Raw genomic sequence first — 25,472 nt, forward strand, 5'->3', positions numbered from 1 at the left:
ACGAGGTACGCCGGGTTGCCAGCGGGTAGCGTCGGACCGCGATGTCAGAGAATCCAGTTGATTGGCCGCAGTACCTGCGGGAGTTCCACACCTCAGCGCCGGGTAGCACCGAGGCGTTGCTGTCCCGCGCGGTGGCGGGTGATCACACGCCGTACCGCTGGCTTGTCCGCGCGGTGTCCGGTGAGGCGCGCCGAGTGCTCGACCTGGCCTGCGGTAACGGTCCGGTGGCGCGCGAGCTGTACGGGCGGTGGGTGGTCGGGGTCGACAACAACCCGGCCCAGCTCTCCGGGGCGCCCGGACCGAAGGTGCAGGCGGACGCGCTGCACCTGCCGTTCGCGAACGAGGTCTTCGACGTCGTCACCTGCTCTATGGGCCTGATGGTCCTGCAGCCGCTGCCCGAGGTGCTCGCCGAAGCGGCCCGGGTACTGCGGCGTGGCGGCGTACTGGCGGCGATCGTGCCCGCCGTCCGCCCACTGCGGCGCGGGGACATCCGGACGCTGAGCGGTCTCACCACGCGGCTGCGGTCGACGCCGCAGTTCCCGGCCGGTGGCGAGATCACCGAGCTGAAGGACCAGCTCAAGCACGCCGGGTTCCACGTGATGGAGAGCCAGCGCGAGCGATACGTGTACACGATCCGCAGCCGCGAGGACGCCCTCCGGCTGGTGAACGCGCTGTACCTCCCAGGAACACCCGACGTACGGCGGGACACCGCCGCGGCCTGGCTCGCGGACCGTGCGGAGTCGAAGGACGGGCTCGAGGTCGCGATCCCGATCCGCCGGATCACGGCGATGCGCACCAAGGTGGCACTGACCGTCTCCTGATCACCGGGTCCATCCGCAGCGCGCGGTCGGTACCGTGTGCCTGTGAGTGCGCTGCGCTGGTCTGTCCGGACGCTCGACCGGGCGCTCGACGGTGAGACGGTCTACCGCGAACTGCTGGCCGCTGAACCGGTCGCGTTCTGGCTCGACGGCAGCCTGACCGACCGGGTGCCGCGCCGCGTCTCCGTCCTCGGGACGAGCGCCGGTGCCGAGGTGATCACCCGGGATGTTTCCGACGGCGACGTGTTCGCTGAGCTCGACGAGTTGCTGGCGGCGCGCGCCGGAGAACCGCCGGCCGAGCTGGCCGGCCTGTTCTGCGGCGGCTACGTCGGGTACTTCGGCTACGAGCTGAAGGCGCTCACCGGGGGAGTGACCGCTCACGAGTCGCCGACGCCCGACGCCCTGTGGATCTGGGCGAACCGGTTCGTCGTCATCGACCACGACCGAGATCGCACCTGGCTCGTCGCGCTCGACCTCCCCGGCGCCGGGGAGGACTGGCTGGACCGCGCCGAGGAGGCCGCCGCCGACTGGTGGATGGGGTCGGTGGACCAACCAGCGATCGCCCGGCTGGACCTCGAATCGCACCTCGAACAGGACCGCGCGACGTACCTGGCCGGGATCGCGCGCGTTCTCGCCGAGCTCGAGGCCGGCGAGACCTACGAGGTGAACCTGACGAACCGGGTCCGGCTGCCCGCGGTCCAGGACCCGTTCGAGTTCTTCCGCTGGCAACGGTCCGCGAACCCGGCGCCGTACGCCGCCTTCCTGCGCTACGGCGACCTCGCGGTCGCGAGCTCGTCGCCGGAGCGCTTCCTGACCGTCGACGCGGACGGCTGGGCCGAGTGCCGCCCGATCAAGGGCACCGCACCGCGGGACCTCGACCCGGCGCAGGACCAGCTCGCCGCGAAGACACTCGCCGAGGACGACAAGACCCGCGCCGAGAACCTGATGATCGTCGACCTGATCCGCAACGACCTCGGCCGGGTCAGCGAGCCGGGCACCGTGAACGTGCCGCAGCTGATGGAGGTCGAGAGCTACCGGACCGTGCATCAGCTGGTGACGACCGTCCGCGGCCGGCTGCGGTCCGGGGTGACCGCGGTGGACGCGGTCCGGGCGTGTTTCCCGCCGGGGTCGATGACCGGGGCGCCGAAGATCCGCACGATGCAGATCATCGACGAACTCGAGTGGAGCGCGCGGGGCGTGTACGCCGGGGCGCTCGGCTACCTGACCGTGGACGGGCGCGCGGACCTGAGCGTGGTGATCCGGACGGCGGTACTGACTCCGGACGAGACCGTGATCGGCGCCGGGGGTGCGATCGTGCTTGACTCCGATCCGGTCGCGGAGTACGACGAAATGGTGCTGAAGGCAACGGCGGCTGTCGGCGGGAAAGGCGGGGGACATGAGTGATCTGCTGGTGGCGGACTCGTTTCTGGTGGCGAACGGGAAGGTCCGGGGACTGGAGCTGCATCGGGACCGGTTCGTCCGGTCCTGCGCCGCGGCCGGGGTGTCCGCGGATCGGTTCTGGGACGAGCAGATCGGGCGGTTGCCCGGGTTCGGCCGGTGGTTCCCGCGGTTCGAGCTGAAGGCGTCGGGCGAGCTCGCGGTCCAGCTTCGGCCGGCGCCACCGATCGGCGGGCGGGTGCGGGTCGCCGTACACGACGGTCCCGATCCGCGGACGGCGCCACGGGTCAAGGGTCCCGACCTGGAACTGCTGGGCAAGCTGAAGGAGGCGGCACCCGACCGCGCCGACGAGATCCTGTTGCTGGACAGCGACGGGACCGTGCTCGAGGCGGCGTACTCCGCGGTCGCCTGGTGGGAGGACGACACCCTCTGCTTCCCGCCGTCCGACCGCCCGCTCCTCCCGTCGGTCACCGCTCGTCTCCTCCGCCAGATCGCCACTGCGCAGGGCGTCGAGACCTCCGAACACCCGATCACCCCCGACGCCCTCCGCGACACCACCGAGGCCTGGCTCCTGAACGCCCTGCACGGCATCCGCCCCGTCCACGCCTGGGGCCCGTCGGCCATCGACCCGCTCCCGAACTCGCACGCCACCGTCTGGCAGACCCACCTCGACACCCTCGCCGCCCGCCTCCCGTAACGCCCGAGAACCCACCAAGCGTGGGGGCAGCTCTCGCTTGAAAATGTGATATCACTTTGCTACCTTCGAGCTATTCGAGAGGAGCGGGTGATGGTGGACGTGGATGGTGTGGTGGAGATGCCGGCGCCGAAGGTGACCGAGCGGAAGGCCTGGGATGTGAATGGCTGGCCGGTGGCGGTCGTGGCGTTGCTGGTGCTGATCGCCGCGGTGGTGCAGTTCGCGTTCGGGATCGCGAACGGGCACGGCGGGATGGTCACGCTCGGCGTGGTGCTGTTCGTGGCCGGTGTGATCGTCGCCGCGGGCCTGACGGCGGTCTCGCCCGGGCGGGCGCGGGTGCTGCAGATCCTCGGGCGGTACGCCGGGACGCTGCGCACCGACGGGCTGCGCTGGGTGAACCCGATCTCCACCCGCCGCGAGGTCTCGACCCGGATCCGCAACCACGAGACGGCGGTTGCCAAGGTCAACGATGCCGACGGCAACCCGATCGAGATCGCCGCGGTGGTGGTCTGGCAGGTCGAGGACACCGCGCAGGCGCTGTTCGAGGTGGACGACTTCGTCGAGTTCGTCGCGATCCAGACCGAGACCGCGGTCCGGCACATCGCCAACAGCTATCCGTACGACGTGCACTCCGACGACGACGTCCTGTCGCTGCGGGACAGCACCGACGAGATCACCGAGAAGCTGTCCGCGGAGATCGGCGCGCGGGTGCACGCGGCCGGCGTCCGGGTGATCGAGTCCCGGATCACCCACCTCGCGTACGCGCCGGAGATCGCGCAGGCGATGCTCCGCCGTCAGCAGGCGGGCGCGGTCGTCGCGGCCCGGCAGCGGATCGTCGAGGGCGCGGTCGGCATGGTCGAGCTCGCGCTGGACCGGCTGTCCGAGCACGAGGTGGTCGAGCTGGACGAGGAGCGCAAGGCGACGATGGTGAGCAACCTGATGGTCGTCCTCTGTGGTGATCGGGACGCCCAGCCTGTCCTGAACACCGGCTCGCTCTACCAGTAATCGTGGCAGTCGACCGCAAGAAGATCCTGCTCCGGCTGGATCCCGTGGTGCACGACGCGCTGGCCCGGTGGGCGGCCGACGACCTCCGCAGCACCAACGCCCAGATCGAGTACCTGCTCCGCCGGGCCCTGGCCGAAGCCGGCCGGTTGCCGTCCGGCGTGGGCAAACTCCGTCGCCCCGGCCGCCCGTCGAAGGAGGAAGCCGATGAGTAGGAAGTCAGCGATCGCGGAGCCGCGCGGTCCCCGGGGTCTGGCAAGGCAACCACGGACCACCCGGAAGGTAGTTGCGCTAGGCAACGCAAAGCCGCCGGAGTCCTTGGCGGCAAGGCTTTTCTTGCTCGCCTACGATCCGCAGCGAGGGCGGCTGAGCGCTCGCTCGAAGCTCGGGAAACTCCTCCGCGCAGCGGTGCTCGTGGATCTGCAGTTCGCCGGGAACCTCGAGGACGACAACGGCCGAGCGCGAGTGACGACGGCACCGGCTCCTGCGGATCCGGTCCTCGCCGCGGTGCTCCAGGAGCTGCGCGCGGTCGGCCCGCGGCGCTGGCGGCACTGGATCGACCGGCGGCCGGGTGCCACCGTGCGCCACGTGCGCGACGAGCTCGCCCGCGCCCACCTGATCAGGGTCGAGCCGCACCGCATCCTCGGCATCATCCCGGCCGACCGCGTCACCGTCCGCCACCCGTTGGTACGTCGCCAACTCCTCGAGAGCGCCCGCGACACATTGCGAGCGTCTCGCCTCGTCTCCCGAGTGGACCTGCGCGACGCGTCGGTCGTCGTACTCGCGTCCACCGCGGATCTGCGCACGGTCGTCACCAAGGAACAGAAGGCGCGGCACAAGGATCGGCTGGCGCAACTCGCGGTCCGCGTCGGTCCCGTCGTACCGGCGTTGAAGAGGTCGCTGCAGCAGACGCAGTACTCGGCCGCGGGATGACCCTGTTCGCCGCTATGGTTCAGCACTCAGGTAATGAACCGAGGAAGGAGGTGGGGTGGGTGTTCGACGATCGCAGCCCGATCTATCTGCAGATCGCGGATCAGATCAAGAACGACATCGTGACCGGCGCGCTGGCCGAGGACGAGCAGGTGATGTCGACCAACCAGTACGCCGCCTTCTACCGGATCAACCCGGCGACCGCGGCCAAGGGCTTCGCCCAGTTGGTCGACGACGGGATCCTGTACAAGAAGCGCGGGATCGGCATGTTCGTGGCACCGAACGCCCGCGACCTGCTCCGCACCGGCCGCCGCGACTCGTTCTTCGCCGACGTCGTCGACCCGATGATCCGCGAGGCCAAGGCCATCGGCATCCCGGTGGCCGACGTCCTCCAGCACATCCGCACGTGGGGTGACACCTGATGACCACCGCCCTGACCGTCCGGACCGAGGATCTCTCGGTTCACTTCGCCGGTACGCCGGCACTCGACCGGCTCGATCTGCGGCTGGCGCCCGGAAAGATCCACGGGCTGCTCGGCCGGAACGGGTCCGGCAAGAGCACGCTCGCCGCGATCCTGGCCGGGTTCCGCCGGCCGGACGGGGGACGGGTGCTGATCGAGGGCGGCGATCTCGGCGCGGCCCAGGAGCCGTACGAGAACGCGGTCGTCACCAGCCGGGTCTGCCTGATCCGCGAGTCCGGAGATCTTCCGGACCCGGTGCCCGCCAAACGCGTGCTGGAACTCGCAGCGGCGCTGCGGCCATACTGGGACGCTGAACTCGCCGGCGAACTCCTGGACCGCTTCGAAGTACCGCTGAACAAGAAGATCCAGAAGCTCTCCCGCGGTAAGAAGTCGGCGCTCGGCGTCGTGCTCGGGCTTGCCAGCCGGGCTCCGCTGACGATCTTCGACGAGAGCTACCTGGGGATGGACGTCCCGTCCCGGCACCTGTTCTACGACGCGCTGCTCGCCGACTACGCCGAGGTCCCGCGGACGATCGTGCTCTCGACGCATCTGGTCAGCGAGGTCAGCGCGATGCTCGAAGAGGTCGTGATCCTGGACAACGGCCGACTCGTCACGCAGTCGCCCGTGGATGCGCTCCGCGGTCGCGGCGCCTCGATCGTCGGCCCGGCCGCCGCGGTCGACGCGTTCACCGCCGGCTTCACCGTGCTCGCGGAAGAGCGTCTCGGCGGCACCAAGTCCACCACGGTGCTCGGCGATCTCGATCCGGCGCTGCTCGCGCAGGCGACCGACGCCGGCCTGGAGATCGGCCCAGTCGGTCTGCAGGACCTCTTCGTCCACCTCACCGCCCCGGCAGGAGCCCGTTCATGAGCACCGGTACGGCGATGGAACGCACCGCGATGCCTCGGGGCGTCACCGACGGGCAGCGTTTGAAACAAGTCCTGCTCGCGATGACGCGCGGCATGCTGCAGATGCTGGTCGGCTACTGGGCGGTGATGCTGGTCGCGTTCCTGGTCGTCGGGATCGTCATCCAGTGGGCGACCAGCGGCGTCACCAGCAGCATGTGGGACTACGGCACCCAGTCCCCGAAGTACTTCTCAATGGCGATCGGCATCACGCTCACCCCGGCGTTCTTCGCGCTGTTCGTCGCGCAAGGCGTCACCCGCCGGATGTACTCCTTTGCCGCCGGCATCTACCTCACCGGCGCTGCGGCCGCGACCTCGTTGCTGTGGGTGCTGGCCTACCAGCTCGAGCACGCGTTGTACGCGTGGCAGGGCTGGCCCGACAAGCTCAACAACCCGCACCTGTTCACCAGTACGTCGCAGGTCGGTCTGGTGTTCGCCGAATTCTTCCTGCTGATCCTGTCGCACGAGGTGGCGGGCTGGCTGCTCGGCATCACGTTCGTCCGGTTCGGCTTCTGGCTCGGCGTGCTGATGCTGCCGCTCGCGGTGCTGCCCGCGGCGGCGGCCGAGTTGCTGCTCGTCGCGCAGTGGCTCGCGGACATCCTCAACAACGCCGGCTATCACCGCCCACCGCTCGCAGTCGCCATCCCGTCCGTCCTCGTGGTCAGCGCGCTCGGTGTGTACGCCGGATATCGCGTTCTGGAGCCGATGGCCCTCAAACCCGCTAAGGGCTAAGACACGTTATGCACAGGGGGTGTGCATAACTCGGAGCATTTCTGTGGATGGCTGACCAATCACTGTGGACGACTGAAACTGTTCTCAGGAAAGGCTTGTGCCGACCGTGTGGTCGGGCGTAGAAATAGCGGCACGCGACTTCGGAAGGAGTGGCGGGTCGATCGGAAACCGAGGGCCCCTCGCGGTGGGGATCCCCACCGAGGTAGACCGGTGACGGGGTCTGCCGGCCACCACGGACCCGTATCGGGAAGCTGGAGACGTCATCCCTTCCTTCAGCTGGTGCGGGCCCCTCCGACTCATACCCGGAGGGGCCCCGCCGTCTGTTTGCCATCTTTCTTTGTGTGTAACGGAACCCAGTAGTTCCGGATGGCGACACAACAGAGCCGGCCGATGCACAGAACGGATGTGCACCGGCCGGCTCGGGTCGTTCGCGGCTCAGCCGAGAGTGATCGCCAGCGTGGTGCGCGCACCCTGCGCGGGCACCTGCACCTGCGTCCCACGGCTGGTCGTGACCAGCTTGTACTGCGCCGCGTGGCCGTTGACCGCCACGCTCTTCACCTTCGCCCCGGACGGCAGCACCGCGCCGACCGTGACGTCGGCACCGACACCCTTGACGGTCACATCGGTCGACAACTCCTTACCTGCAAGGCGTTGCGACACATCGACGGATCCCTGACCGACCCGGATGTTGCTCCCGGCCACCTTCGGCTGGCCCTGCGGAAGCTGCGGTACGACGGCGATCCGCCCGTGCCCGAGATCGGGATCGACGCCGAGCTGCTGGTGGATCACCGGCCAGAGGATGCCGTACGCACCCCAGGCCTGCAGTGTCATCGAGCGGTCGTAGAACGGCCGGCCGATGTTCGCCGGGGAGTCCGGCGACGGCGCGATCTCCGGCATCGCGCCCGGGGTCTCCCAGACCGACGGGTCGAGCTGGATCCGCGCGTTGCCGGTCGTGTAGACCTGCTGCTGCTTCGTGCCGAGCCGTCCGAAGTTGCCTTCCGCAACGGCCATGATCGAGGTGTTGAGACCGAAGATGCTGCGCTCGCTCTTCACCTGCGACACCACGCCGTCGCAGGACGCGCCGGGGTTGCCGGCGGGGTCCGAGGTCGGCCCGGTGCCGGTGTGGAACAGGCCGAACTCGCCCGTGTAGCAGGGCTTCTCCCGCTGGTCGAGTGCGGTGTTCGCGTGCTCCTTCGACGCGAGTGGCGAGGCCGGCTGACCCGGACGGGTGAGCACCGACTCCATCGGCGTGACACCGATCCAGTGCCGCTGGAAGATCGGCGTGTTGTCGTTGGCCGGGTTGGCGGGGTCGTCGACGGAATCGGCGTACCCCATGGCCTGTTGGACCCACCACTGCGCTTCGAAGCGGGACTCGAGGTCGTTCGCCTTGCCGGTCGCCCACTGCTCGGTCTTGATGTCGTGCTTCGACGCGGCCAGGTCGGCGAGGTCGCGCAGCCCGCGGGCGAGGTACACGGTGCTGTCGAGCTTCTCGACGCCCATGCCGGTGCGCTCGACGTTCGCGAGACCCTCGGGCCAGCCGTCGCCGTCCTTGTCGAGTTCGCGGTACACGTACTGCAGGTTCCGGACGCTGAAGTCGTACATCTCGTCGCGGAACTTGTCGTCGCCGGTCCACCGCCACAGCAGCGCGACCGTGCTCGGGAACTTCACCGTCTCGTCGGTGTTACCCGCGCTCTGGTTCGAGCCGTAGTACACCGAGCCGTTCGGGGTGACCTCGTGCGCGACCTTGCCGCTGCGCTTGTTCAGGATCTCGCTGACGTCGCGGAGCGCGCGCAGGTGTTCCTTCACGGTGTCGAACTGACCGGCCGCGACCGCTGCGAACGCGGTGTACTCACCGTCGGTCGCGAACAGCCACGGGTAGTCCGGGAAGCCGGCGCCGAACCAGCGCGCGGTCTGTACCTTCCCGGCCGGTGCCGGGAAGTCCTTGCCTTCGTTGACGTCGCGGATCTGCAGGTTGTTGGCCTGCTGCACCGAGTCCGCGAGGTTCTGCTTGCTCCACTCGACGCTGCGCTGCAGTAGCCGGTCACCAGGCAGGTCCACCGCGGACTGTGCGTCGACCTGCTGCCGCGCGGCACTCTTTGCCCGCAGCAACTTCTCGGGATTGCTCAGTGCCTTCCCGTACTCGCGCTGCGCCGCCTGGCTGCCCTCATCGGAGCCGGCGACCGCGAACCAGATCGTCTTCTGCTCACCCGCAGCGAGCGGGACGTCGTACGTGAGCCGGCCGCCGGTGCCCTTGCCGGTCAACGAGTCGTCGCACCGCGCGGGCGTCGTACCGTCCTTCGGGCAGATCACCGCCGGGTCCTGCGGGCCGCGATGGTCCGGACCAGGCTGGTAGCCCGTCGGATGCAGGGACGATCCGACGAACGCGGCGTAGTCGTGGGCGGGCGCGTTCGGGTACGCCGGGGTGCCCTGCTCGCGGAACCGGAGCGCACCGTCGACGAAGTCACCGGTGTCGGGAAGGTTCGCGTCCTTCGCGCTCGGCGTCGTCCAGTCCCACGGGTAGGACTGCATCAGCTCGGAGTGCGCGTCGACGTCGAGCTTGACCGTCTTCGCCGTACTGGAGCTGAGCGTGAGCCCGACGAGCGTCGCCCGGATCCCGTCCGGGACGAAATCGGTACGGCGGACGTTCACGGCACCGGAGTAGTCGATCCGGCTGTAGCCGTGACCGCTGGTGTACTTCGCGGCGGGCATTTGCTTGCCGAGCCAGTTCCCGTCGAGGCCGAACCAGAGGCCGTCGAGGAGCTTGATCGGCTGGGTCCAGAAGCCGCCCATCTCACCGCGGACGTGCCAGCCGGAGGCGGGGTAGAGGCCGGACTCGTCGCCCATCGCGTACGCGCGGTCGCCGACGACCAGCGAACGTCGGTCCTGGAGACGGGTCGTCTCGGAGAGCTCGGACGCCCCGCCCGCGGCCGCGGTCGTGGCTGCGGCAGTGTTGTTGGAGGCGCCGGTGTTGGTGTCGACGGTGGGGCCGGCGAGGGCTGAGGCGCCGCCGGCCAGGACGGTGGCGGTGGCGAGCAGCGCGATGCCGGCGGCCCGGCGTACCGATCTGCGGGGTGGGGAGCTACTTCGGTTGGTCGGATGCGGAGTCATGGCGGTTCCTCCTTGTCGCGGCGCCCGGGGAGCAGCGCCGGATCAGCCAGGGGCGGAGCTGCCCCTGATCACCAGTTCTGGCTGCAGCAGACGTTCGGCCGGCATCCCGTCGCCGGGCCCGGTGAGGATGGCGATCAGCTCTTCGGCGATCTGGTCCATCGGTTGCCGGAAGCTGGTCAGGCCGGGGGAGACGACGTCCGCGAGCGGCGAGTCGTCGAAGCCGGTGACGCCGATCTCCCGGCCGGCGGTCAGGCCGCGGCGGGTCAGTTCGCGGAGTGCGCCCAGCGCGAGAATGTCGCTCAGGGCAACGATCCCGTCGATCTCCTGGCCGGAATCGAGCAGGCTCGCGGTACCGCGGGCACCCTCGTCGATGCTGTCGTCACGACAGCGGACGGCCAACCCGGTGGTCGGTAGCCCGAGCGTCTTGCACTCGGTCCGCCAGCCACCGATCCGGTCCTCGCCGAGACCCGACGCCTTCGGCCAGCCGAGGAACGCGATCCGCCGGCGGCCGGTCTCGTACAGGTGCTTTACCGCCAGCGCGGATCCGGCCGCGCCGTCGACGTCCACCCACGGACCGGGTTGCGTGGTCTCTTTCCAGACCCGGCCGAAGCTGACGAACGGGATGTCCTGGTCCTTCAGCCAACCGTGCCGGGGATCGCGCGTCTCGGTCTGCGACAACACGAACCCGTCGACGAGCCGCCGCGCGTGCAGGTCGTCGTACGTCGGCATGCCGTCGACCCCGGGTGGCGCGGTGAAGAGCAGGATGTGCCGGCCGGTGCGTTCCGCGGCGGCGCAGAGGGCGTGCAGGAACTGGTCCATCACCAGATGCGTCTGGTTCGGCCAGTTCGGCACGCAGTACCCGATCAGCTCGACGGCACTGGTCCGGAGACTGCGCGCGTTCCGATTCGGGCGGTAGTTGAGCAGTTCGATCGACCGGTTCACCCGCTCGAGCGTGTCCGGACGCAGCCGGTGCGGTGCGTTCAGCGCGTTCGACACGGTCTGCACGGACACCTCGGCGTGAGCAGCCACCTGCTTCAACGTAGCCACACAGCCTCCCGCGAACGTTTGAACGTTAAAAACATCCGCAGTTTCCCCCGCGCCCGCCCCGCTGTCAACGCCTCAGAGCGCCGGGTGGTCCCAACCGCACATGCGCGAGCGTGTCCTCGACGCTCATCGGCGCGATCCACCGACCCCACCAGGTGGCGCCCGCTTCGGCGAAGGCTGCCGGGTCGCCACCACTCACCTTGACGTCCACGGCGCCGTCCTCTCTGAGGTCGAGCACGTCCTGCGGAGTGATCGGCTGGGGCGCGGCGGTGCTGCCCTTGTATGCGCACGAGCCGTCCCAGCGCAGGATCCGCCGCCGGACACTAGGCACGAGAAAGTTGCCTCCGACCCAGATCGGGATCCGCGGCTGCTGCACCGGCCGCGCGGTGAGCTGCGCGTCGGTCAGCGTGTAGTGCTGCCCGTCGAAGCTCACCGGCCGGCCGGTCCAGAGTTGGTCGATCAGGTCGAGCCCTTCGTCCAGCATCTCCGCCAACACCTTCGGGCTCCTGCCCTCCAGGAACGGGTCGCCCGGGTCCCCGATCCCGACCCCGAGAATCATCCGGCCGCCGGACAGGTGATCCAGCGCCACCGCCTCCGCCGCCACCTTCCACGGCCGCCGCCGCGGCAACGGCGTCACCGTCGTCCCGATCCGGATCCGCTCGGTCGCCACCGCCATAGCCGCCAAACAGATCCAGGGATCGTAGGTCGGCTGCGAGGCGTCCCCCTGATAGACCAGATAGTCCTCGAGAAACACCCCGTCCCACCCAGCGTCCTCCGCAACCCGAGCAAGCTCCGCCAACCCCCGCGGATCCCGCCCGGCCCCCACCGCCCCAACCGTCACCGAGAATTTCACACCCCGACGCTAGCCCCACCCACCGACCAACCATCACGGATTCACGGTCGCGCCGTGCAGACCAACGGGTAGTACACCCACGACACGCCGCGCACACCGCCCGCCCCACCGCTCAGCCGCACCAGCGGGGCCCGCACTACCCGTCCTTCGGTACGCCGCGCGCTCTGCCGGCACTCGGCGCGTGGGGTGCGGGCTCCGGGTGTGGCGTGGTGCGGAAGAACGGGTAGTGAGTGGGTGAGAGGCCGTGCGTGGGGCTGGGGTCACGCTCAGGTGCACTGCTGGGGGTGCCGCACTACCCGTTGTTCGGTACGCCGTGATTCATGTCCTCGCGGCGGGACCGGAGGCGTGTTGGGGTTAGGCGGTGTGGCCGCCGGCGATGGTTAGTTCGGTGCCGGTGATGTAGGCGGCGGTGGGGCCGGCCAGGTAGGTGATGGCGGCTGCTACTTCGGCCGGGGTGGCGAAGCGGTTGAGGGCGAGGTCGGCGATCTGTGCCGCCGCGTACGGGCCGTCGGACGGGTTCATGTCGGTGTCGGTAGGGCCGGGTTGGACGACGTTCGACGTGATGTTGCGGGCGCCCAGCTCGCGGGCGAGTGCCTTGCTGAGGCCGGTCAACGCGGACTTGCTCATCGCGTAGAGCGTCATGCCGGGAGACGTGACCCGCTCGGCGGCGCAGCTTCCGACGTGAATCAGGCGCGCGCCGTCGGACAGCAGCGGTACGGCGGCCTGCGTGGTCGCGTACACGCCCCGCACGTTGACGGCCAGCACCCGATCGAGGTCGTCCAACGAGATGTCCGAGATCGGCGCGATCGCCCCGACGCCCGCGTTGTTGACCAGAATGTCCAACCCACCAAGGGTTTCCGCGGCTCGCCGTACGCCGTCCGCCGCCGCGACCGCGTCTCCCGCGTCGACCGCGAACGCGAACCCGCGCCGTCCCAGCCCCTCGATCTCCTTCACCACCGTCGCCGCGGCGTCCGCGGATGTGCTGTACGTGATCGCGACATCGGCGCCGCGCTCCGCCAGCGCGACGGCGGTCGCCGCGCCGATCCCACGGCTGCCGCCGGTCACCAATGCCTTCTTGCCCAGTAGTTCGTTCATGTTTCAATCTCACCGCCCGACGCTCCACGAAGCTGGCGAGAATCCGCCACCGGATCCTCCCGTCGCAAAACCGCTACCGCGGCGCACTCGCCGGCAGCATCCGGAACGACACCGCCTCCATCAACCGGTGGTGCTTGGCGTTCTGGAACGCCGCCACCCGCCATTCCCCGTCGTCCTCGAGCACCAGCGTGTACGTCTGCACCTTCGGCAACCGCCGCGGCCGCTTCTTCGCCACGTCCCCGCGCGTCACCACGACCGCCGTGCGCTCGCCGTACATCCGCACCTCGACCACCTCGGAGAACATCCGCGTCCCCTTCAGGAACTTCCCGAACAGCACCGCATGCCCCGCCGCCAGGTCGTCCCGCCCGCGGTACGTCGTCCCGACGAACGTCACGTACGACGCGTCCGCGGTGAACTCCCGCCCGTACGCCGCCCCGTCACCGCGCTCCCAGGCAGCCGCCAGCCGATCGAGAACGGCGAGAATCCGGGTCTGCTCCATGATACCTTCTCCCTTGCAGTATCTGTTCTGGATCATTATCTGCATTGATGCAGATATCTAACCTGGAGGTGTCCCGGCATGTCAACCGACCAGAGCTCCGTCTTCCGGCGGTACCTGAGCGCGATGGTGCTGCACAGCCTGGCCAGTGCCGAGGCTGCGGGGTTGAACGCGACCGACTACTTCGTGCTGAACCTGCTCGATCTGACCGGCCCGCTGACGTCCGGCGAACTCGCCCGCTGGACCGGGCTGAGCACCGGCGCCACCACTCGGATGATCGATCGCCTCGAGCAGCGCGGGCACGTCGAACGCGGTTACGATCCGAACGACCGCCGCAAGGTCGTCGTCGAGTTGGCCAAGCCGCCGAAGTCCGTCGACAAGGCCGTGGCCGGCGCCCGCCGGAGGCTCGGCGCGGTCATCGGCGAGTACTCCGCGGCCGAACAGGCAACGCTGTTCCGCTACTTCGAAGAAGCTGCCGCCGCCTACCAGGCGTCCACCGAGGAGCTGGTCGGGCGGCGTACTTCGATGTCGTAAATCCGCTAGTGATTGTCGGTGGCGGCAGGGATGCTGGAGGGCGTGTACGAGTGCAGGGAACGATGCATCCGGGCGGTGCAGTCGAAGGACGCGCGGTTCGACGGGTGGTTCTTCACCGCGGTGCTGACGACGAAGATCTATTGCCGGCCGAGCTGTCCGGTGGTGCCGCCGAAGGTCGAGAACATGCGGTTCTACCCGAGCGCGGCGGCTGCCCAGCAGGCCGGGTTCCGGGCCTGTAAGCGGTGCCGGCCGGACGCGAGTCCGGGGTCGCCGGAGTGGAACGACCGCGCCGACCTGGTGGCCCGCGCGATGCGCCTGATCGCGGAGGGTGTCGTCGACCGGGACGGCGTACCGGGCCTGGCCGGCCAGCTCGGGTACAGCGTGCGGCAGGTGCAGCGGCAACTCCAGGCCGAGCTCGGTGCGGGGCCGCTCGCGCTCGCCCGAGCGCAGCGCGCACAGACCGCGCGGCTGTTGATCGAGACGAGTGAGCTGCAGATGGCGGACGTCGCGTTCGCGGCCGGGTTCTCCAGCGTGCGGACGTTCAACGAGACGGTGCAGGAGGTCTTCGCGCTGTCGCCGACCGAGCTGCGTCGCCGGGTCCGCCGGGGTACGGCGTCCGCCGCGCCCGGCACCATCGCGCTGCGCCTCCCGTTCCGCGCTCCGCTCACGCCTGACAACCTCTTCGGCCACCTGATCGCGACCGGCGTACCGGGCGTGGAGGAGTGGCGCGACGGTCACTACCGCCGCACGCTCCGCCTTCCGCACGGCCACGGTGTCGTCGCCCTCAAGCCGATGCCTGACCACATCGCCTGTCAGCTCTCGCTCACCGATCAGCGCGACCTCGCGATCGCGATCAGCCGCTGCCGGCGGATGCTCGACCTGGACGCGGACCCGATCGCCGTCGACGACCTGCTCGGCGAAGACCCGGTGCTCGCTCCGCTGATCGCGAAGGCGCCGGGCCGCCGGGTCCCGCACACGGTCGACGGCGAGGAGTTCGCCGTACGGGCGGTGCTCGGTCAGCAGGTGTCGACGGCTGCCGCACGGACGCACGCCCATCGGTTGGTGCTGCAGCACGGTGAGTCGATCGAGGACCCGGGCGGTGGGCTCACGCATCTGTTCCCGACGATGCAGGCGCTGGCCGGGCTCGATCCCGAATCGCTGGCGTTCCCGAAGTCCCGGCGTACGACGCTCACCACGCTGATCGCGACGCTGGCCGACGGCGACATCGACCTCGGCGCGGGTGCGGACTGGGATCGCGCGCGGGAGCAGCTCGCGGCGTTGCCGGGGATCGGGCCGTGGACGGTCGAGTCGATCGCGATGCGGGCGCTCGGTGATCCGGACGCCTTCGTGGCGAGCGATCTCGGTATCCGTTACGCCGCTCGTGACCTAGGCTTGCCCGAGGCCCCCAAACCCCTGACCGATCACGCGCGCGCGTGGCGGCCTTGGCGTGCGTACGCCGTGCAGTACCTCTGGGCGACGGGGGAGCATGCGATCAACCGGATTCCGGCCGCCGACGACCCGTCCTTCCAGGTACTCACGGAGCGAGCATGACCGAACTGACCACCGACCGCCTGCTGCTGCGCCAGTGGCGCGACGCCGACCGCGACCCGTTCGCCGCGCTGAACGCGGACCCGGCGGTGATGGAGCACTTCCCGGCACTCCAGACCCGCGAGCAGAGCGACGGGCTGATCGACCGCAACATCGCGGCGCTCGACGAACGCGGCTGGGGACTGTGGGCCATCGAGGTGCGCGACACCGGCGTGTTCATCGGTTTCACCGGTCTGAACCTGCCGACGTTCGAGGCGCATTTCCTGCCGGCCGTCGAGATTGGCTGGCGGCTCGCGAAAGGTGCCTGGGGCAACGGCTACGCGACCGAGGCCGCGCGGGCGGCGCTGGCGGTCGGGTTCGGGCCGGCCGGGCTGGACGAGATCGTGTCGTTCACGACGACCACCAACCTGCCGTCGCAACGGGTGATGCAGCGGATCGGCATGGTGCACGACGAGGCCGGCGACTTCGACCACCCGCGGATCGAGCAGGGCCACCGGCTGCAGCGCCATGTGCTCTACCGGATCAGCCGCGCCCAATGGCAATGACGTACGCCGTCATCGACAGCCCTCTCGGCCCGCTCACTCTCGTGGGCGACCGAGGGGGGCTGACCGGTCTGTACATGGACCAGCAGCGCTACCGCCCCGAGACCGAGACTTTCGGCGACCGCGACGACTCGACGCTGCGCGAGGTCGCCGAGCAGCTGGACGAGTACTTCAACCACGGCCGCACGAGCTTCGACGTACCGCTGCACCTCGTCGGCACGGACTTCCAGCGGCAGATCTGGATCGCCCTGCAGGACATCCCGTACGGCGAGACGTCGACGTACGGCGGACTCGCCACGGCGCTCGGTCTGAAACCGCAGTCGGCGCGCGCGGTCGGTCTGGCGAACGGGAAGAACCCGATCAGCGTCATCGTCCCGTGCCACCGCCTCGTCGGCTCGACCGGCAGCCTGACCGGCTACGGCGGCGGCATCGAACGCAAACGAGCCCTTCTCGACCACGAACGCGGTGCAAAACTGCTCATCGGGTGAGCACTTATCGGGTGCACTCTGGATGGCATGAACGATGACGAAGCCCTGAGCTGCGCGGACGCCGACGAGTGGCGCAGTTGGCTGGACAGCAACGGCCGGCAGGAACGATCCGTCTGGCTGATCGTCCACCAGGACCTGGACCTCGGTGCGGCCGTCGAGCAGGCGTTGTGTTTCGGGTGGGTCGACAGCAAGACGCTGCGCCGCGACGAGCGGACGACGTACCAGTGCTTCACTCCGCGGAACCCGCGCAGTACGTGGAGCAAGTCGAACCGGGAGCGGATCGAGCGGTTGACCGCGGCCGGGCTGATGATGCCGCCGGGGGAGGAGCTCGTCGCGCTGGCCCGGCGGACCGGGACGTGGGACCTGCTGAAGGATGCGCAGGACCTGATCGTCCCGGCCGACCTGCGGGCCGCGCTGGCACGCGACCCCCAGGCCGATGAACACTTCCGGGCTTTCCCACCCTCGTCCCGCCGGGCGATCCTCGAATGGATCACGCTGGCGAAGCGTCCGGAGACGCGAGCCCGACGGATCGCTCAGACCGTTGAGCAGGCCGCAGGTGGCGTCAGGATCAGGTAGGTGTGTTCGCGGCGTCGTCCAGCCGCTCGACGGCCGGAGCGTCGACAGCCTGGGCCTCGACCCGTGCCGGCGCCTTGCGGGTCAGCCGGCGGGCGAGCGGCTCGGTGTAGCGGGCGGCGACCGGGCCGAGGATGACCAGGATCAGCACGTACGCCGTGGCGAGCGGACCGAGTTTCGGTTCGACACCGACCGCGAGGCCGGCGATGACGATCGAGAACTCACCGCGAGCGACCAGCGTGCCACCGGCCCGCCAGCGACCCGCGGGCGCGATGCCGGCCCGCCGGGCGGCGAACCAGCCGGTGGCGACCTTCGTGAGAGCGGTGAGGACCGCCAGGGCGAACGCGACCGCGAGCACCGGCGGGATCTTCGCCGGATCGGTGCTCAGACCGAAGAACACGAAGAACACCGCGGCGAACAGGTCCCGCAGCGGGCTCAGCAGGTTCCGCGCACCGTGCGCGACCTCACCGGACAACGCGATCCCGACGAGGAACGCACCGACCGCCGCCGACACCTGCAGCTGCTGCGCGATGCCCGCGACCAGCAAGGTCAGGCCGAGTACGACGAGCAGCAACATCTCGGGATTGTCCGAGGACACGGCCCGGCTGATGACCCGCCCGTACCGGAGTGCGATGAACAGGACGATGCTCACCGTGCCGAGCGAGATCAGCAACGTCATGCTGCCGCCCGCCAGGCCGACTCCCGCGAGCAATGCGGTGAGGATCGGCAGGTAGACCGCCATCGACAGGTCCTCGAGGACGAGAATCCCCAGCACCACAGGGGTTTCGCGATTACCCAGGCGCCCGAGGTCGCCGACGACCTTCGCGATCACGCCGGACGAGGAGATCCAGGTGACACCGGCCAGCGCGACCGCCGCGACCGGACCCCAGCCGAGCAGCAGCGCCACCACGGCGCCCGGGATGGCGTTGAGCAGGAAGTCGACCGCACCCGAGATGTACTGCGTCTTCAACGTGCCGACCAGGTCGGACGCGGTGTACTCGAGCCCGAGCAGCAACAGCAGCAGGATCACGCCGATCTCGGCGCCGGTGGCAACGAACTCCTCACTCGCGGCCAACGGGAGGATGCCGCCGTGCCCGAACGCCAGGCCGGCCAGCAGGTACAACGGGATCGGGGAGAAGCCGAGCCGGCCGGCGATCCGCCCGAGGACGCCCAGGGCGAGGATGACGGCGCCGAGCTCGATCAGCAGCGCGGTGATGTTTTCGTGCATGCTCAGCCCCCCGCGATCAGATCGGCCACGGCGTCCACGCCTTCGCGGGTCCCGACCACGACCAGCTTGTCCCCGATCGCGAACCGGAAGTCCGGCGTCGGCGACGGCGTGGCCCCGGTCCGGCGCAGTACCGCGACGATGGACGCACCGGTCCGGCTGCGGACCTGCGTGTCGCCGAGGGTGCGTCCGCCGTACGGCGACTTGGCGGTGATCGGGATGTGCTCGGTGACCAGGTCGATCTCCATCTCGCCGCGGACCGGGTCGATCCGCTCCGGGAGCAGCAGTTGGGCGAGCGCGGCCGCCTCGCCCTGCGCCAGTGGTACGGACGCCTGGCATTCGTCGTCGTCATCGGGTTTGTGGAAGCCGAGGAACCGCCGGCCGTCGTTGTGCGCCACCACCGAGACGTGTTTACCGGCTTCGGTGACCAGGTCGTACCGCGTGCCGATCCCGGGCAGCGTGGTCTTGGTCGTGTGGGCCTGCGGGTCCATGGTGCTCCAAATCCATTGGTGACAAATACAAGGCGTCTGCAACCATTCTCTCAAACGGGAAAAGGCCTGTCCGGACAACTGTTGTGACATGTGCTGCACTCCGGTGCACTGCAACGAGTTGCATAGGTACGCTCCGGAGATGGCACTGGAGCACGCGATCCTGGTCTCGCTGACCGAGCGGGCCGGCTCCGGCTACGAGCTGGCCCGGCGGTTCGACCGGTCGATCGGCTACTTCTGGCCGGCCACCCACCAGCAGATCTACCGGGTGCTGCGCCGGATGGACGAGGCCGGCTGGGTGAAGCACACCGCGATCGCCCAGGACGGCCGCCCGGACAAGAAGGTGTACCGGGTCGCGGCGGCCGGGCGCGCGGAACTCTCGCGCTGGCTGGCCGAGCCGGAGGATCCCGCCGTACTGCGGGACGGGCTCGGGGTGAAGCTCCGCGGCGCCTCGCTCGGCGATCTGGACGTGGTGTTCCACGAGATCGAGCGGCACCGGGCCGAGCACGCGACGCGACTCGAGGTGTACCGCGGGATCCAGAAACGCGACTTCCCGAAGCCGGCCACGCTGCACGGCCGCGACCTGCACCAGTACCTCGTACTGCGCGGCGGCATCCGCGCCGAGGAGTCGTTCGTGGCCTGGTGCGACGAAGTAATCGAAGCCCTCCGAAAGGACAGAGCATGAGCGCGTACCCGCACTTGCTGGAGCCGCTCGATCTCGGGCATGTCACGTTGCCGAACCGCGTGATCATGGGCTCGATGCACACCGGTCTGGAGGACCGGCTGAGTGACATGCCGAAGCTCGCGGCGTACTTCGCGGAGCGCGCCCGCGGCGGCGTCGGCCTGATGGTGACCGGCGGCTACGCCCCGAACCGGACCGGCTGGCTGACGCCCTTCGGGTCCACGCTGACGAGCCGGCGGCAGGCGACGAGGCACCGGCTGCTGACCAGCGCGGTCCACGCCGAGGGCGGCCGGATCGCGCTGCAGATCCTGCACGCCGGGCGCTACTCGTACCACCCGTTCAGCGTCTCCGCGTCCGCTCTCAAGGCCCCGATCAACCCGTTCAAGCCCCGAGCCCTCTCCGATCGTGGCGTCCAGCAACAGATCACGGCGTACGTCGACTGTGCGGCGCTCGCCCGCGAGGCCGGGTACGACGGCGTCGAGATCATGGGGTCCGAGGGGTACTTCATCAACCAGTTCCTCGCCGAGCGCACGAACAAGCGCTCCGACCGCTGGGGCGGTAGCCCGGAGAACCGGCGACGACTCGCGGTCGAGATCGTCCGGCGCACGCGGGAGCGGGTCGGCAAGGACTTCCTGATCATCTATCGGCTCTCGATGGCGGACCTGGTCGACGGCGGTCAGACCTGGGACGACGTGGTGGCGCTGGGCCAGGAGATCGAGGCGGCCGGGGCGTCGATCATCAACACCGGCATCGGCTGGCACGAGGCGCGCGTCCCGACCATCGTCACGTCCGTGCCGCGGGCCGCGTTCACGAGCGTGACCGCGGCGTTCAAGCCGCACGTGTCGATCCCGGTGGTCACCTCGAACCGGATCAACCTGCCGCAGGTCGCCGAGGAGGTGCTGGCCCGCGGCGACGCCGACCTGGTCAGCATGGCCCGGCCGTTCCTGGCCGACCCAGAGTGGGTGCTCAAGGCAACCACCGACCGGGCCGACGAGATCAACGTCTGCATCGCCTGCAACCAGGCGTGCCTTGACCACGTGTTCGCCAAGAAGAAGGCGAGCTGCATGGTGAACCCGCGGGCGGCGCGCGAGACCGAGCTGCGGTTGCTGCCGACCCGTCGTACCAAGCGGCTCGCGGTGGTCGGGGCCGGGCCTGCGGGACTGGCGGCCGCGGTGACGGCGGCCGAACGCGGGCACCGGGTCGAGCTGTTCGAGGCGGATGCGGAGATCGGCGGGCAGTTCGGGATCGCGCGGCGGATCCCGGGCAAGGAGGAGTTCGCCGAGACGATCCGGTACTACCGGCGGCAGCTCGACCTGACCGGCGTGAAACTGCACCTCGGCCGGCGCGCGACCGTCGAGGACCTGGCCGGCTTCGACGAGATCGTGCTCGCGACCGGCGTCGTACCGCGCGTTCCGGCGATCCCGGGGATCGACCACCCGACAGTGCTGTCGTACGTCGACGTGGTCCGCGCGGGCCGCCCGGTCGGGAAGACGGTCGCGGTGATCGGGGCCGGCGGGATCGGGGTGGACGTCAGCGAGTTCCTGACGACGGACGGGGCGCCGGATCTCGCCGCGTGGAAGGCGGAGTGGGGCGTCGGCGATCCGACTGAGCTGCCGGGCGCCCTCGCCGTACCGCGGCCGGAGCCGTCGCCGCGGAAGGTGTATCTCCTGCAGCGCAAGGCCGGGAAGATCGGTGCCGGTCTCGGCAAGACGACCGGGTGGGTGCATCGGGCCGCGTTGAAGAACAAGCAGGTCGAGCAGTTGCGCGGCGTGAATTACGAGCGCATCGACGACGAGGGACTGCACATCACGTTCGGTGAGAAGCGCGAGAAGGCAACGGTGCTCGCGGTCGACACGGTGGTGGTGTGCGCCGGTCAGGAGCCGGTCCGCGATCTCGCCGAGGCGCTGCGGGCGACCGGGCGTCCGGTGCACCTGGTCGGCGGGGCCGACGTCGCGGCCGAGCTCGACGCCAAGCGCGCGATCGAACAGGCGACCCGCCTCGCCCTCACCCTCTGACCCCGGACCGCCAGGCCATCACAATCCGCCGATCGCGGGCTCGCTGAGCGTGGGCCCGCCCGAGTGGCGCGATTGTGATGGCCTGGGCGTCCACTAGTGCACCTGCCCCGGTGCACTAGTGCGCGGTGGCGCCAACCTTCCGGAGTAGTGCACCGTGTACGGCGTACGCGCACTAGTTCGAAGGGGTGTCCGATGAAGACTGTTCTGATTTCCGGTGGCGGGATTGCGGGGCCGGCGCTGGCGTACTGGCTGCGGCGGTTCGGGTTCGCGCCGACGGTGGTCGAGCTCGCGTCCGGGCCGCGGCCGGGCGGGCAGACCGTCGACCTGCGGGGAGTGTCCCGGGTGGTGGCCGACCGGATGGGGCTGCTGCCGGCGGTGGCCGAGCGGCAGGTGCACGAGCGTGGGCTCGAGTACGTGCGGGCCGACGGCCGGCGGTCCGCCGCGATGGCCGCGGAGCTGCTCGACGGGGCCGGGCCGGTCGCGGAGATCGAGATCCTGCGTGGCGATCTCGCCGGGATCCTGACCGCGGCGACGGCCGAGGTGGAGTACCTGTACGGCGACTCGGTCGCCGAACTGGCGCAGGACGCGGCCGGTGTCGACGTGACGTTCGCGAGCGGGGCGCGGCGGCGGTTCGACCTGGTCGTCGGTGCCGACGGCGTGCACTCGCGGGTACGGCGGCTGGCGTTCGGTCCCGAGGCTGATTTCGTGCACCACCTCGGCGGCTACACGTCGTACTTCACCGTCGACTCGCCCGAGGATCTGAACCATTGGATGAAGGTGTACACCGCGCCGCGCGGTCGCTGGGTGGCACTGCGGCCGGATCGCGATCCGCGGTTCGCGAAGGCGCTGCTGAGTTTCCGGTCGCCGGTGGTCAGCTACGACCGGCGGGACGTCGCGGCGCAGAAGCAGTTGGTGCGCTCGCGTTTCGAGGGTCTCGGGTGGCACACCGACCACGTCCTGCGCGGGCTGGACGCGGCGGACGACTTCTACCTCGACAGCACGAGCCGCGTGGTCGTGCCGGAGTGGTCGCGCGGCCGGGTCACCCTGGTCGGCGATGCCGGGTACTGCGGTTCACCGATGGCCGGCCACGGTACGGCGCTCTCGCTCGTCGGGGCCTATGTCCTGGCCGGCGAGTTGGCCGCTGTGGACGGCGATCACGCGCGCGCGTTCCCGGCGTACCAGGCCCGGATGCGGGCGTACGTCGACCAGCGGATGGAACTGCCGCCGGGTGGGCTGAAGATGGCGATGCCGATGACCGCGTTCGGCATCGGCTACCGCGACTTCGTGCTGCGGGTGATGACGTCGCGGCTGATGTCCGGCGCGCTCGCCAAGATGGCCGTCGCCAAGCCGGATGCCATTGACCTGCCGGAGTACTCAGTCGAGGGGCGAGACCCACTCCGGGTCGCGGCCGAGGAAACCGAGTAACTGGTCGAGGTCGGGGGCGGTGCCGGAGACCTTGACGGCGCGTTCGAAGGCGTAGCCGGGCCCGCGGTTGGTGTCGGTGTCGGGGATCCGGCGGGCCAGGGTGAGGGCGAGCTCGACCATGTCCGGCGGCGGGTTGTACGGCACGTCGATCGCCCGGGCCAGGTCCCAGGCGTGCACGATGCAGTCGAGCTGGTGGAAGGTCAGCGCGATCCGGCGCGGGAACGAGCCGAACTCGCGCACCTCCACCAGCCGGTCCAGCGCGCCGCCGTCGGCGAACGCGTCGGCGACCCGCACGTTCGAGCGGCGGTAGGCACCGGCCGGGTTGTCGGCGAGCCGGCCGGCGTTCCACGCGTGCACGGAGGCGGACCCGTTCTGCGCGGCCTTCGCGAGGCCGTCGTTCTGGCTGACCACGTGGCGGAGCAGGCCGCGGACCGTCCAGTCCGGGCACGGCGTCGGAAACCACAGGTGCTCCGGCCGCACTTGCATCACGACTTCCCCAAGCACCGCGCCGGCCCGCCGATCCAGATCCCGGATGTCCATCCGCGCTCCTCCCGTGGCTGCCCCGAGCATAAGTCGGTACGCCGGGATTCGCAGGGAAACGCCTGGAGCACAAGGGACATCCCGCACCGAAAGGCCCGATCTGCAACAGATCGGGCCCAGGTGTTGCGCGGAATCAGGTGCAGAATCAGGCGCCGGATCAGGCGCCGGCGGCCGCTGCCTTCGCGGCCTTCTTGAAGGAGCGGACCTCGTTCAGCGACGCGGTGTCGGTGACGTCCGCGATCGAGCGCCGGGAGCCGCGGTCGCCGTAGTTGCCCGCGGCCTCGCGCCAGCCCTTCGGCGTCACGCCGCGCTGCTTGCCGAGCAGCGCGAGGAAGATCTTCGCCTTCTGCTCGCCGAATCCCGGGAGCGACTTCAGCCGCTTCAGCACCTCGGGCCCGTCCGGCTTCGGGCGGCCGGCGAGCCAGATGTTCGCGGCGTCGCCGTCGTACTTGTCGATGATCAGCTGTGCGAGGGCGTGCACCCGGCGGGCCATCGAGCCGCCGTACCGGTGGATGGCCGGTGGGGTGACGCAGAGTTCGACGAACGTCTCCAGGTCGGTGTTCGCGATCTTGTGCAGGTCGAACCCGTCCATCCGGTTCGCGATCTTCAGCGGGCCGGAGAAGGCGTGCTCCATCGGGTACTGCTGGTCGAGCAGCATCCCGACGAGCAGGGCGAACGGGTCGTCGTTGAGCAGCGTGTCGGCATCCGGGTTGCCGGTGAGGTGCAGTTCGCGCAGCATGTCGCCCATCTTGGCACGGGCCTCACCGTGCGGGCACCCGCTCCCCGCCCCGTTTGGGGGGCGGGCCCCTCAAGCTGTGGGGTGGCGTCCTGCACAGCGGGGGTAGGACCCACTGGCCGAGGGGCCGGCCCCTCAAACGGTGGTGAGGTGGCGGGGCGGAGGGATCGTGTGGGACTGGTTCTGAGGTAGTGCGCGTACGATGTACGTGCACTATCTGGGGAGGGTTGATGAGCGAAGCGCCGTACCTGGTGATCGCGGCGGAACTGCGGCGGCGGATCGACTCCGGTGAGCTGCGGCCGGGGGACCGGGTGCCGTCGACGCGGGCGCTGGTCCGGGACTTCGGGGTGGCGATGGCGACCGCGACCAAGGCGCTGCAGGTCTTGCAGCAGGAGCGGCTGGTGCATCCGGCGCCGGGGGTCGGGACCGTGGTCGGTCCGCCGCCGCGCGCCCGGCGTACCGACGCCGATTCCGCGCCGGATCTCAACCGGGACGAGGTCGTGCGGATGGGGATCGCGATCGCGGACGCCGAAGGGTTGGCCGCGTTGTCGATGCGACGGATCGCAGCCGAGCTCGGGGTGTCGACGATGGCGCTCTACCGGTACGTCGGTGGCAAGGACGCGCTCGTCGTACAGATGGTGGACGCGGCGATCGGCGAGTTCCCGTTGGGGAAGGTCCCGGAGCACTGGCGGGACGCGATCACGGTGGTGGCCAAGGTGCATTGGGCGGCGTACCGGCGGCATCTGTGGCTGGCGAGTGCGATCAGTCTGAGCCGGCCGCAGTTGGTGCCGCGACTGTTGCCGCACACGGATGCGGTGCTGGGTGCGTTGCGTGGGTTCGAGAAAGGCGCCGCGTTGTCGGCGGTGATCAGTCTGTTCGCGTACGTGCGCGGGATCGCGCTGGTGATGGAGGCCGAGGCGCAGGCCGAGCAGGACACCGGCGTGACCGCGGACGAGTGGGTCGAGGGTCAGGGCGATCAGCTGGCCGCGATGATCGCCGCCGGAAACCTGACCGCCTTCCGCGATCTGCTCGCCGACGGCTTCGACTACGACTACGACCTGGACCAGTTGTTCGAATTCGGGCTCGGCGTCTTCCTCGATGGTCTCGCATCGCGGCTACGCTGAGTGCTGACGTCTTCTCCGGA

Annotated in this window: 27 protein-coding genes; 18 read left to right on the forward strand and 9 right to left on the reverse strand. The window is 69.7% G+C overall.

Annotated elements, in window-relative coordinates:
- The first annotated feature begins 41 nt into the window (after positions 1-41).
- From ACWGID_RS14340 to ACWGID_RS14380, 9 genes are all read left to right on the forward strand, one after another.
- Positions 42-821, forward strand: a complete 780-nt coding sequence (locus ACWGID_RS14340) for a class I SAM-dependent methyltransferase (protein WP_452196906.1) — start codon at positions 42-44, stop codon at positions 819-821.
- A 42-nt stretch (positions 822-863) separates the two neighbouring features.
- Entirely contained in the window at positions 864-2,222 is a 1,359-nt protein-coding gene (gene pabB / locus ACWGID_RS14345; protein ID WP_452196907.1) for an aminodeoxychorismate synthase component I, read from the forward strand.
- Positions 2,215-2,913 (forward strand): aminotransferase class IV, encoded by a 699-nt coding sequence (locus ACWGID_RS14350; protein ID WP_452196908.1) that lies wholly within the window; start codon positions 2,215-2,217, stop codon positions 2,911-2,913. Before pabB ends, ACWGID_RS14350 begins: the two co-directional genes overlap by 8 nt.
- 90 nt (positions 2,914-3,003) lie before the next feature.
- Complete coding sequence (locus ACWGID_RS14355) at positions 3,004-3,915, forward strand: SPFH domain-containing protein (protein ID WP_452196909.1); 912 nt, start codon at positions 3,004-3,006, stop codon at positions 3,913-3,915.
- Between the two features lie 2 nt (positions 3,916-3,917).
- Positions 3,918-4,127 carry a hypothetical protein gene (locus ACWGID_RS14360; RefSeq protein ID WP_452196910.1) on the forward strand — a complete coding sequence of 70 codons (210 nt, stop codon included), beginning with the start codon at positions 3,918-3,920 and terminating at the stop codon, positions 4,125-4,127.
- Entirely contained in the window at positions 4,120-4,845 is a 726-nt protein-coding gene (locus ACWGID_RS14365; RefSeq protein WP_452196911.1) for a GOLPH3/VPS74 family protein, read from the forward strand. The genes ACWGID_RS14360 and ACWGID_RS14365 overlap by 8 nt, the downstream gene beginning before the upstream one ends.
- A 59-nt stretch (positions 4,846-4,904) precedes the next feature.
- Positions 4,905-5,264, forward strand: a complete 360-nt coding sequence (locus ACWGID_RS14370) for a GntR family transcriptional regulator (RefSeq protein WP_452196912.1) — start codon at positions 4,905-4,907, stop codon at positions 5,262-5,264.
- On the forward strand, positions 5,264-6,169 hold the full coding sequence (locus tag ACWGID_RS14375; RefSeq protein WP_452196913.1) for an ATP-binding cassette domain-containing protein: 906 nt from the start codon (positions 5,264-5,266) through the stop codon (positions 6,167-6,169). The genes ACWGID_RS14370 and ACWGID_RS14375 overlap by 1 nt, the downstream gene beginning before the upstream one ends.
- Positions 6,166-6,936: a hypothetical protein gene (locus ACWGID_RS14380; protein WP_452196914.1), complete on the forward strand. Its 771-nt coding sequence runs from the start codon at positions 6,166-6,168 to the stop codon at positions 6,934-6,936. The genes ACWGID_RS14375 and ACWGID_RS14380 overlap by 4 nt, the downstream gene beginning before the upstream one ends.
- 435 nt (positions 6,937-7,371) lie before the next feature.
- Here the strand turns inward: ACWGID_RS14380 and ACWGID_RS14385 are convergent, their stop codons facing one another.
- The 5 genes from ACWGID_RS14385 to ACWGID_RS14405 form a co-directional block, all read right to left on the reverse strand.
- Positions 7,372-10,044, reverse strand: a complete 2,673-nt coding sequence (locus ACWGID_RS14385) for a glycogen debranching protein (protein ID WP_452196915.1) — start codon at positions 10,042-10,044, stop codon at positions 7,372-7,374.
- Positions 10,045-10,086: 42 nt separating this feature from the next.
- Complete coding sequence (locus ACWGID_RS14390; RefSeq protein WP_452196916.1) at positions 10,087-11,091, reverse strand: LacI family DNA-binding transcriptional regulator; 1,005 nt, start codon at positions 11,089-11,091, stop codon at positions 10,087-10,089.
- 64 nt (positions 11,092-11,155) lie between these two features.
- Entirely contained in the window at positions 11,156-11,941 is a 786-nt protein-coding gene (locus tag ACWGID_RS14395) for an LLM class flavin-dependent oxidoreductase (protein WP_452196917.1), read from the reverse strand.
- A 354-nt stretch (positions 11,942-12,295) separates the two neighbouring features.
- Positions 12,296-13,036, reverse strand: a complete 741-nt coding sequence (locus ACWGID_RS14400; RefSeq protein WP_452196918.1) for an SDR family NAD(P)-dependent oxidoreductase — start codon at positions 13,034-13,036, stop codon at positions 12,296-12,298.
- Positions 13,037-13,109: 73 nt separating this feature from the next.
- Complete coding sequence (locus tag ACWGID_RS14405; RefSeq protein ID WP_452196919.1) at positions 13,110-13,535, reverse strand: SgcJ/EcaC family oxidoreductase; 426 nt, start codon at positions 13,533-13,535, stop codon at positions 13,110-13,112.
- Between the two features lie 78 nt (positions 13,536-13,613).
- Here ACWGID_RS14405 and ACWGID_RS14410 point away from each other — a divergent pair, with 78 nt between their 5' ends.
- The 5 genes from ACWGID_RS14410 to ACWGID_RS14430 are packed head-to-tail and all read left to right on the forward strand — an operon-like array spanning position 13,614 to position 17,220.
- The gene (locus ACWGID_RS14410; RefSeq protein WP_452196920.1) at positions 13,614-14,066 is read left to right on the forward strand and encodes a MarR family winged helix-turn-helix transcriptional regulator; all 453 of its coding nucleotides are present in this window, start codon (positions 13,614-13,616) and stop codon (positions 14,064-14,066) included.
- 42 nt (positions 14,067-14,108) lie between these two features.
- Positions 14,109-15,617 (forward strand): AlkA N-terminal domain-containing protein, encoded by a 1,509-nt coding sequence (locus ACWGID_RS14415; RefSeq protein ID WP_452196921.1) that lies wholly within the window; start codon positions 14,109-14,111, stop codon positions 15,615-15,617.
- Positions 15,614-16,159 carry a GNAT family N-acetyltransferase gene (locus tag ACWGID_RS14420; protein WP_452196922.1) on the forward strand — a complete coding sequence of 182 codons (546 nt, stop codon included), beginning with the start codon at positions 15,614-15,616 and terminating at the stop codon, positions 16,157-16,159. The genes ACWGID_RS14415 and ACWGID_RS14420 overlap by 4 nt, the downstream gene beginning before the upstream one ends.
- Complete coding sequence (locus ACWGID_RS14425; protein WP_452196923.1) at positions 16,150-16,644, forward strand: methylated-DNA--[protein]-cysteine S-methyltransferase; 495 nt, start codon at positions 16,150-16,152, stop codon at positions 16,642-16,644. The genes ACWGID_RS14420 and ACWGID_RS14425 overlap by 10 nt, the downstream gene beginning before the upstream one ends.
- 27 nt (positions 16,645-16,671) lie before the next feature.
- On the forward strand, positions 16,672-17,220 hold the full coding sequence (locus ACWGID_RS14430) for a YdeI/OmpD-associated family protein (RefSeq protein WP_452196924.1): 549 nt from the start codon (positions 16,672-16,674) through the stop codon (positions 17,218-17,220).
- Here the strand turns inward: ACWGID_RS14430 and ACWGID_RS14435 are convergent.
- A complete protein-coding gene (locus tag ACWGID_RS14435; protein ID WP_452196925.1) occupies positions 17,213-18,445 on the reverse strand; it encodes a cation:proton antiporter in 1,233 nt (410 codons plus the stop codon). The genes ACWGID_RS14430 and ACWGID_RS14435 overlap by 8 nt on opposite strands.
- 2 nt (positions 18,446-18,447) lie before the next feature.
- Positions 18,448-18,933, reverse strand: a complete 486-nt coding sequence (locus ACWGID_RS14440) for a cation:proton antiporter regulatory subunit (RefSeq protein ID WP_452196926.1) — start codon at positions 18,931-18,933, stop codon at positions 18,448-18,450.
- Between the two features lie 139 nt (positions 18,934-19,072).
- Between ACWGID_RS14440 and ACWGID_RS14445 the strand changes: the two genes are divergently transcribed.
- The 3 genes from ACWGID_RS14445 (at position 19,073) to ACWGID_RS14455 (ending at position 23,052) form a co-directional block, all read left to right on the forward strand.
- A complete protein-coding gene (locus ACWGID_RS14445) occupies positions 19,073-19,615 on the forward strand; it encodes a PadR family transcriptional regulator (RefSeq protein ID WP_452196927.1) in 543 nt (180 codons plus the stop codon).
- Complete coding sequence (locus tag ACWGID_RS14450) at positions 19,612-21,627, forward strand: oxidoreductase (protein ID WP_452196928.1); 2,016 nt, start codon at positions 19,612-19,614, stop codon at positions 21,625-21,627. Before ACWGID_RS14445 ends, ACWGID_RS14450 begins: the two co-directional genes overlap by 4 nt.
- A gap of 192 nt (positions 21,628-21,819) precedes the next feature.
- Positions 21,820-23,052 carry an FAD-dependent monooxygenase gene (locus ACWGID_RS14455; RefSeq protein ID WP_452196929.1) on the forward strand — a complete coding sequence of 411 codons (1,233 nt, stop codon included), beginning with the start codon at positions 21,820-21,822 and terminating at the stop codon, positions 23,050-23,052.
- Here ACWGID_RS14455 and ACWGID_RS14460 read toward each other — a convergent pair.
- The gene (locus ACWGID_RS14460) at positions 23,002-23,592 is read right to left on the reverse strand and encodes a TIGR03086 family metal-binding protein (RefSeq protein WP_452196930.1); all 591 of its coding nucleotides are present in this window, start codon (positions 23,590-23,592) and stop codon (positions 23,002-23,004) included. The genes ACWGID_RS14455 and ACWGID_RS14460 overlap by 51 nt on opposite strands.
- A 157-nt stretch (positions 23,593-23,749) precedes the next feature.
- Positions 23,750-24,331, reverse strand: a complete 582-nt coding sequence (locus tag ACWGID_RS14465; RefSeq protein ID WP_452196931.1) for an HhH-GPD-type base excision DNA repair protein — start codon at positions 24,329-24,331, stop codon at positions 23,750-23,752.
- Positions 24,332-24,558: 227 nt separating this feature from the next.
- On the opposite strand from ACWGID_RS14465, the gene ACWGID_RS14470 reads away from it, so the two are divergent.
- A complete protein-coding gene (locus ACWGID_RS14470; protein WP_452196932.1) occupies positions 24,559-25,452 on the forward strand; it encodes a GntR family transcriptional regulator in 894 nt (297 codons plus the stop codon).
- Positions 25,453-25,472: the final 20 nt, after the last annotated feature.

The sequence above is a fragment of the Kribbella sp. NPDC054772 genome (assembly GCF_053611945.1).

Coding starts and splice junctions, on each gene's coding strand:
- ACWGID_RS14355 (WP_452196909.1), top strand. CDS start 3,004: ATGGTGGACGTGGATGGTGTGGTGGAGATGCCGGCGCCGAAGGTGACC.
- ACWGID_RS14385 (WP_452196915.1), bottom strand. CDS start 10,044: ATGACTCCGCATCCGACCAACCGAAGTAGCTCCCCACCCCGCAGATCG.
- ACWGID_RS14380 (WP_452196914.1), top strand. CDS start 6,166: ATGAGCACCGGTACGGCGATGGAACGCACCGCGATGCCTCGGGGCGTC.
- ACWGID_RS14410 (WP_452196920.1), top strand. CDS start 13,614: ATGTCAACCGACCAGAGCTCCGTCTTCCGGCGGTACCTGAGCGCGATG.
- ACWGID_RS14375 (WP_452196913.1), top strand. CDS start 5,264: ATGACCACCGCCCTGACCGTCCGGACCGAGGATCTCTCGGTTCACTTC.
- ACWGID_RS14470 (WP_452196932.1), top strand. CDS start 24,559: ATGAGCGAAGCGCCGTACCTGGTGATCGCGGCGGAACTGCGGCGGCGG.
- ACWGID_RS14340 (WP_452196906.1), top strand. CDS start 42: ATGTCAGAGAATCCAGTTGATTGGCCGCAGTACCTGCGGGAGTTCCAC.
- ACWGID_RS14460 (WP_452196930.1), bottom strand. CDS start 23,592: ATGGACATCCGGGATCTGGATCGGCGGGCCGGCGCGGTGCTTGGGGAA.
- ACWGID_RS14435 (WP_452196925.1), bottom strand. CDS start 18,445: ATGCACGAAAACATCACCGCGCTGCTGATCGAGCTCGGCGCCGTCATC.
- ACWGID_RS14455 (WP_452196929.1), top strand. CDS start 21,820: ATGAAGACTGTTCTGATTTCCGGTGGCGGGATTGCGGGGCCGGCGCTG.
- ACWGID_RS14425 (WP_452196923.1), top strand. CDS start 16,150: ATGGCAATGACGTACGCCGTCATCGACAGCCCTCTCGGCCCGCTCACT.
- ACWGID_RS14350 (WP_452196908.1), top strand. CDS start 2,215: ATGAGTGATCTGCTGGTGGCGGACTCGTTTCTGGTGGCGAACGGGAAG.
- ACWGID_RS14440 (WP_452196926.1), bottom strand. CDS start 18,933: ATGGACCCGCAGGCCCACACGACCAAGACCACGCTGCCCGGGATCGGC.
- ACWGID_RS14445 (WP_452196927.1), top strand. CDS start 19,073: ATGGCACTGGAGCACGCGATCCTGGTCTCGCTGACCGAGCGGGCCGGC.
- ACWGID_RS14430 (WP_452196924.1), top strand. CDS start 16,672: ATGAACGATGACGAAGCCCTGAGCTGCGCGGACGCCGACGAGTGGCGC.
- ACWGID_RS14420 (WP_452196922.1), top strand. CDS start 15,614: ATGACCGAACTGACCACCGACCGCCTGCTGCTGCGCCAGTGGCGCGAC.
- ACWGID_RS14450 (WP_452196928.1), top strand. CDS start 19,612: ATGAGCGCGTACCCGCACTTGCTGGAGCCGCTCGATCTCGGGCATGTC.
- ACWGID_RS14405 (WP_452196919.1), bottom strand. CDS start 13,535: ATGGAGCAGACCCGGATTCTCGCCGTTCTCGATCGGCTGGCGGCTGCC.
- ACWGID_RS14465 (WP_452196931.1), bottom strand. CDS start 24,331: ATGCTGCGCGAACTGCACCTCACCGGCAACCCGGATGCCGACACGCTG.
- ACWGID_RS14400 (WP_452196918.1), bottom strand. CDS start 13,036: ATGAACGAACTACTGGGCAAGAAGGCATTGGTGACCGGCGGCAGCCGT.
- ACWGID_RS14365 (WP_452196911.1), top strand. CDS start 4,120: ATGAGTAGGAAGTCAGCGATCGCGGAGCCGCGCGGTCCCCGGGGTCTG.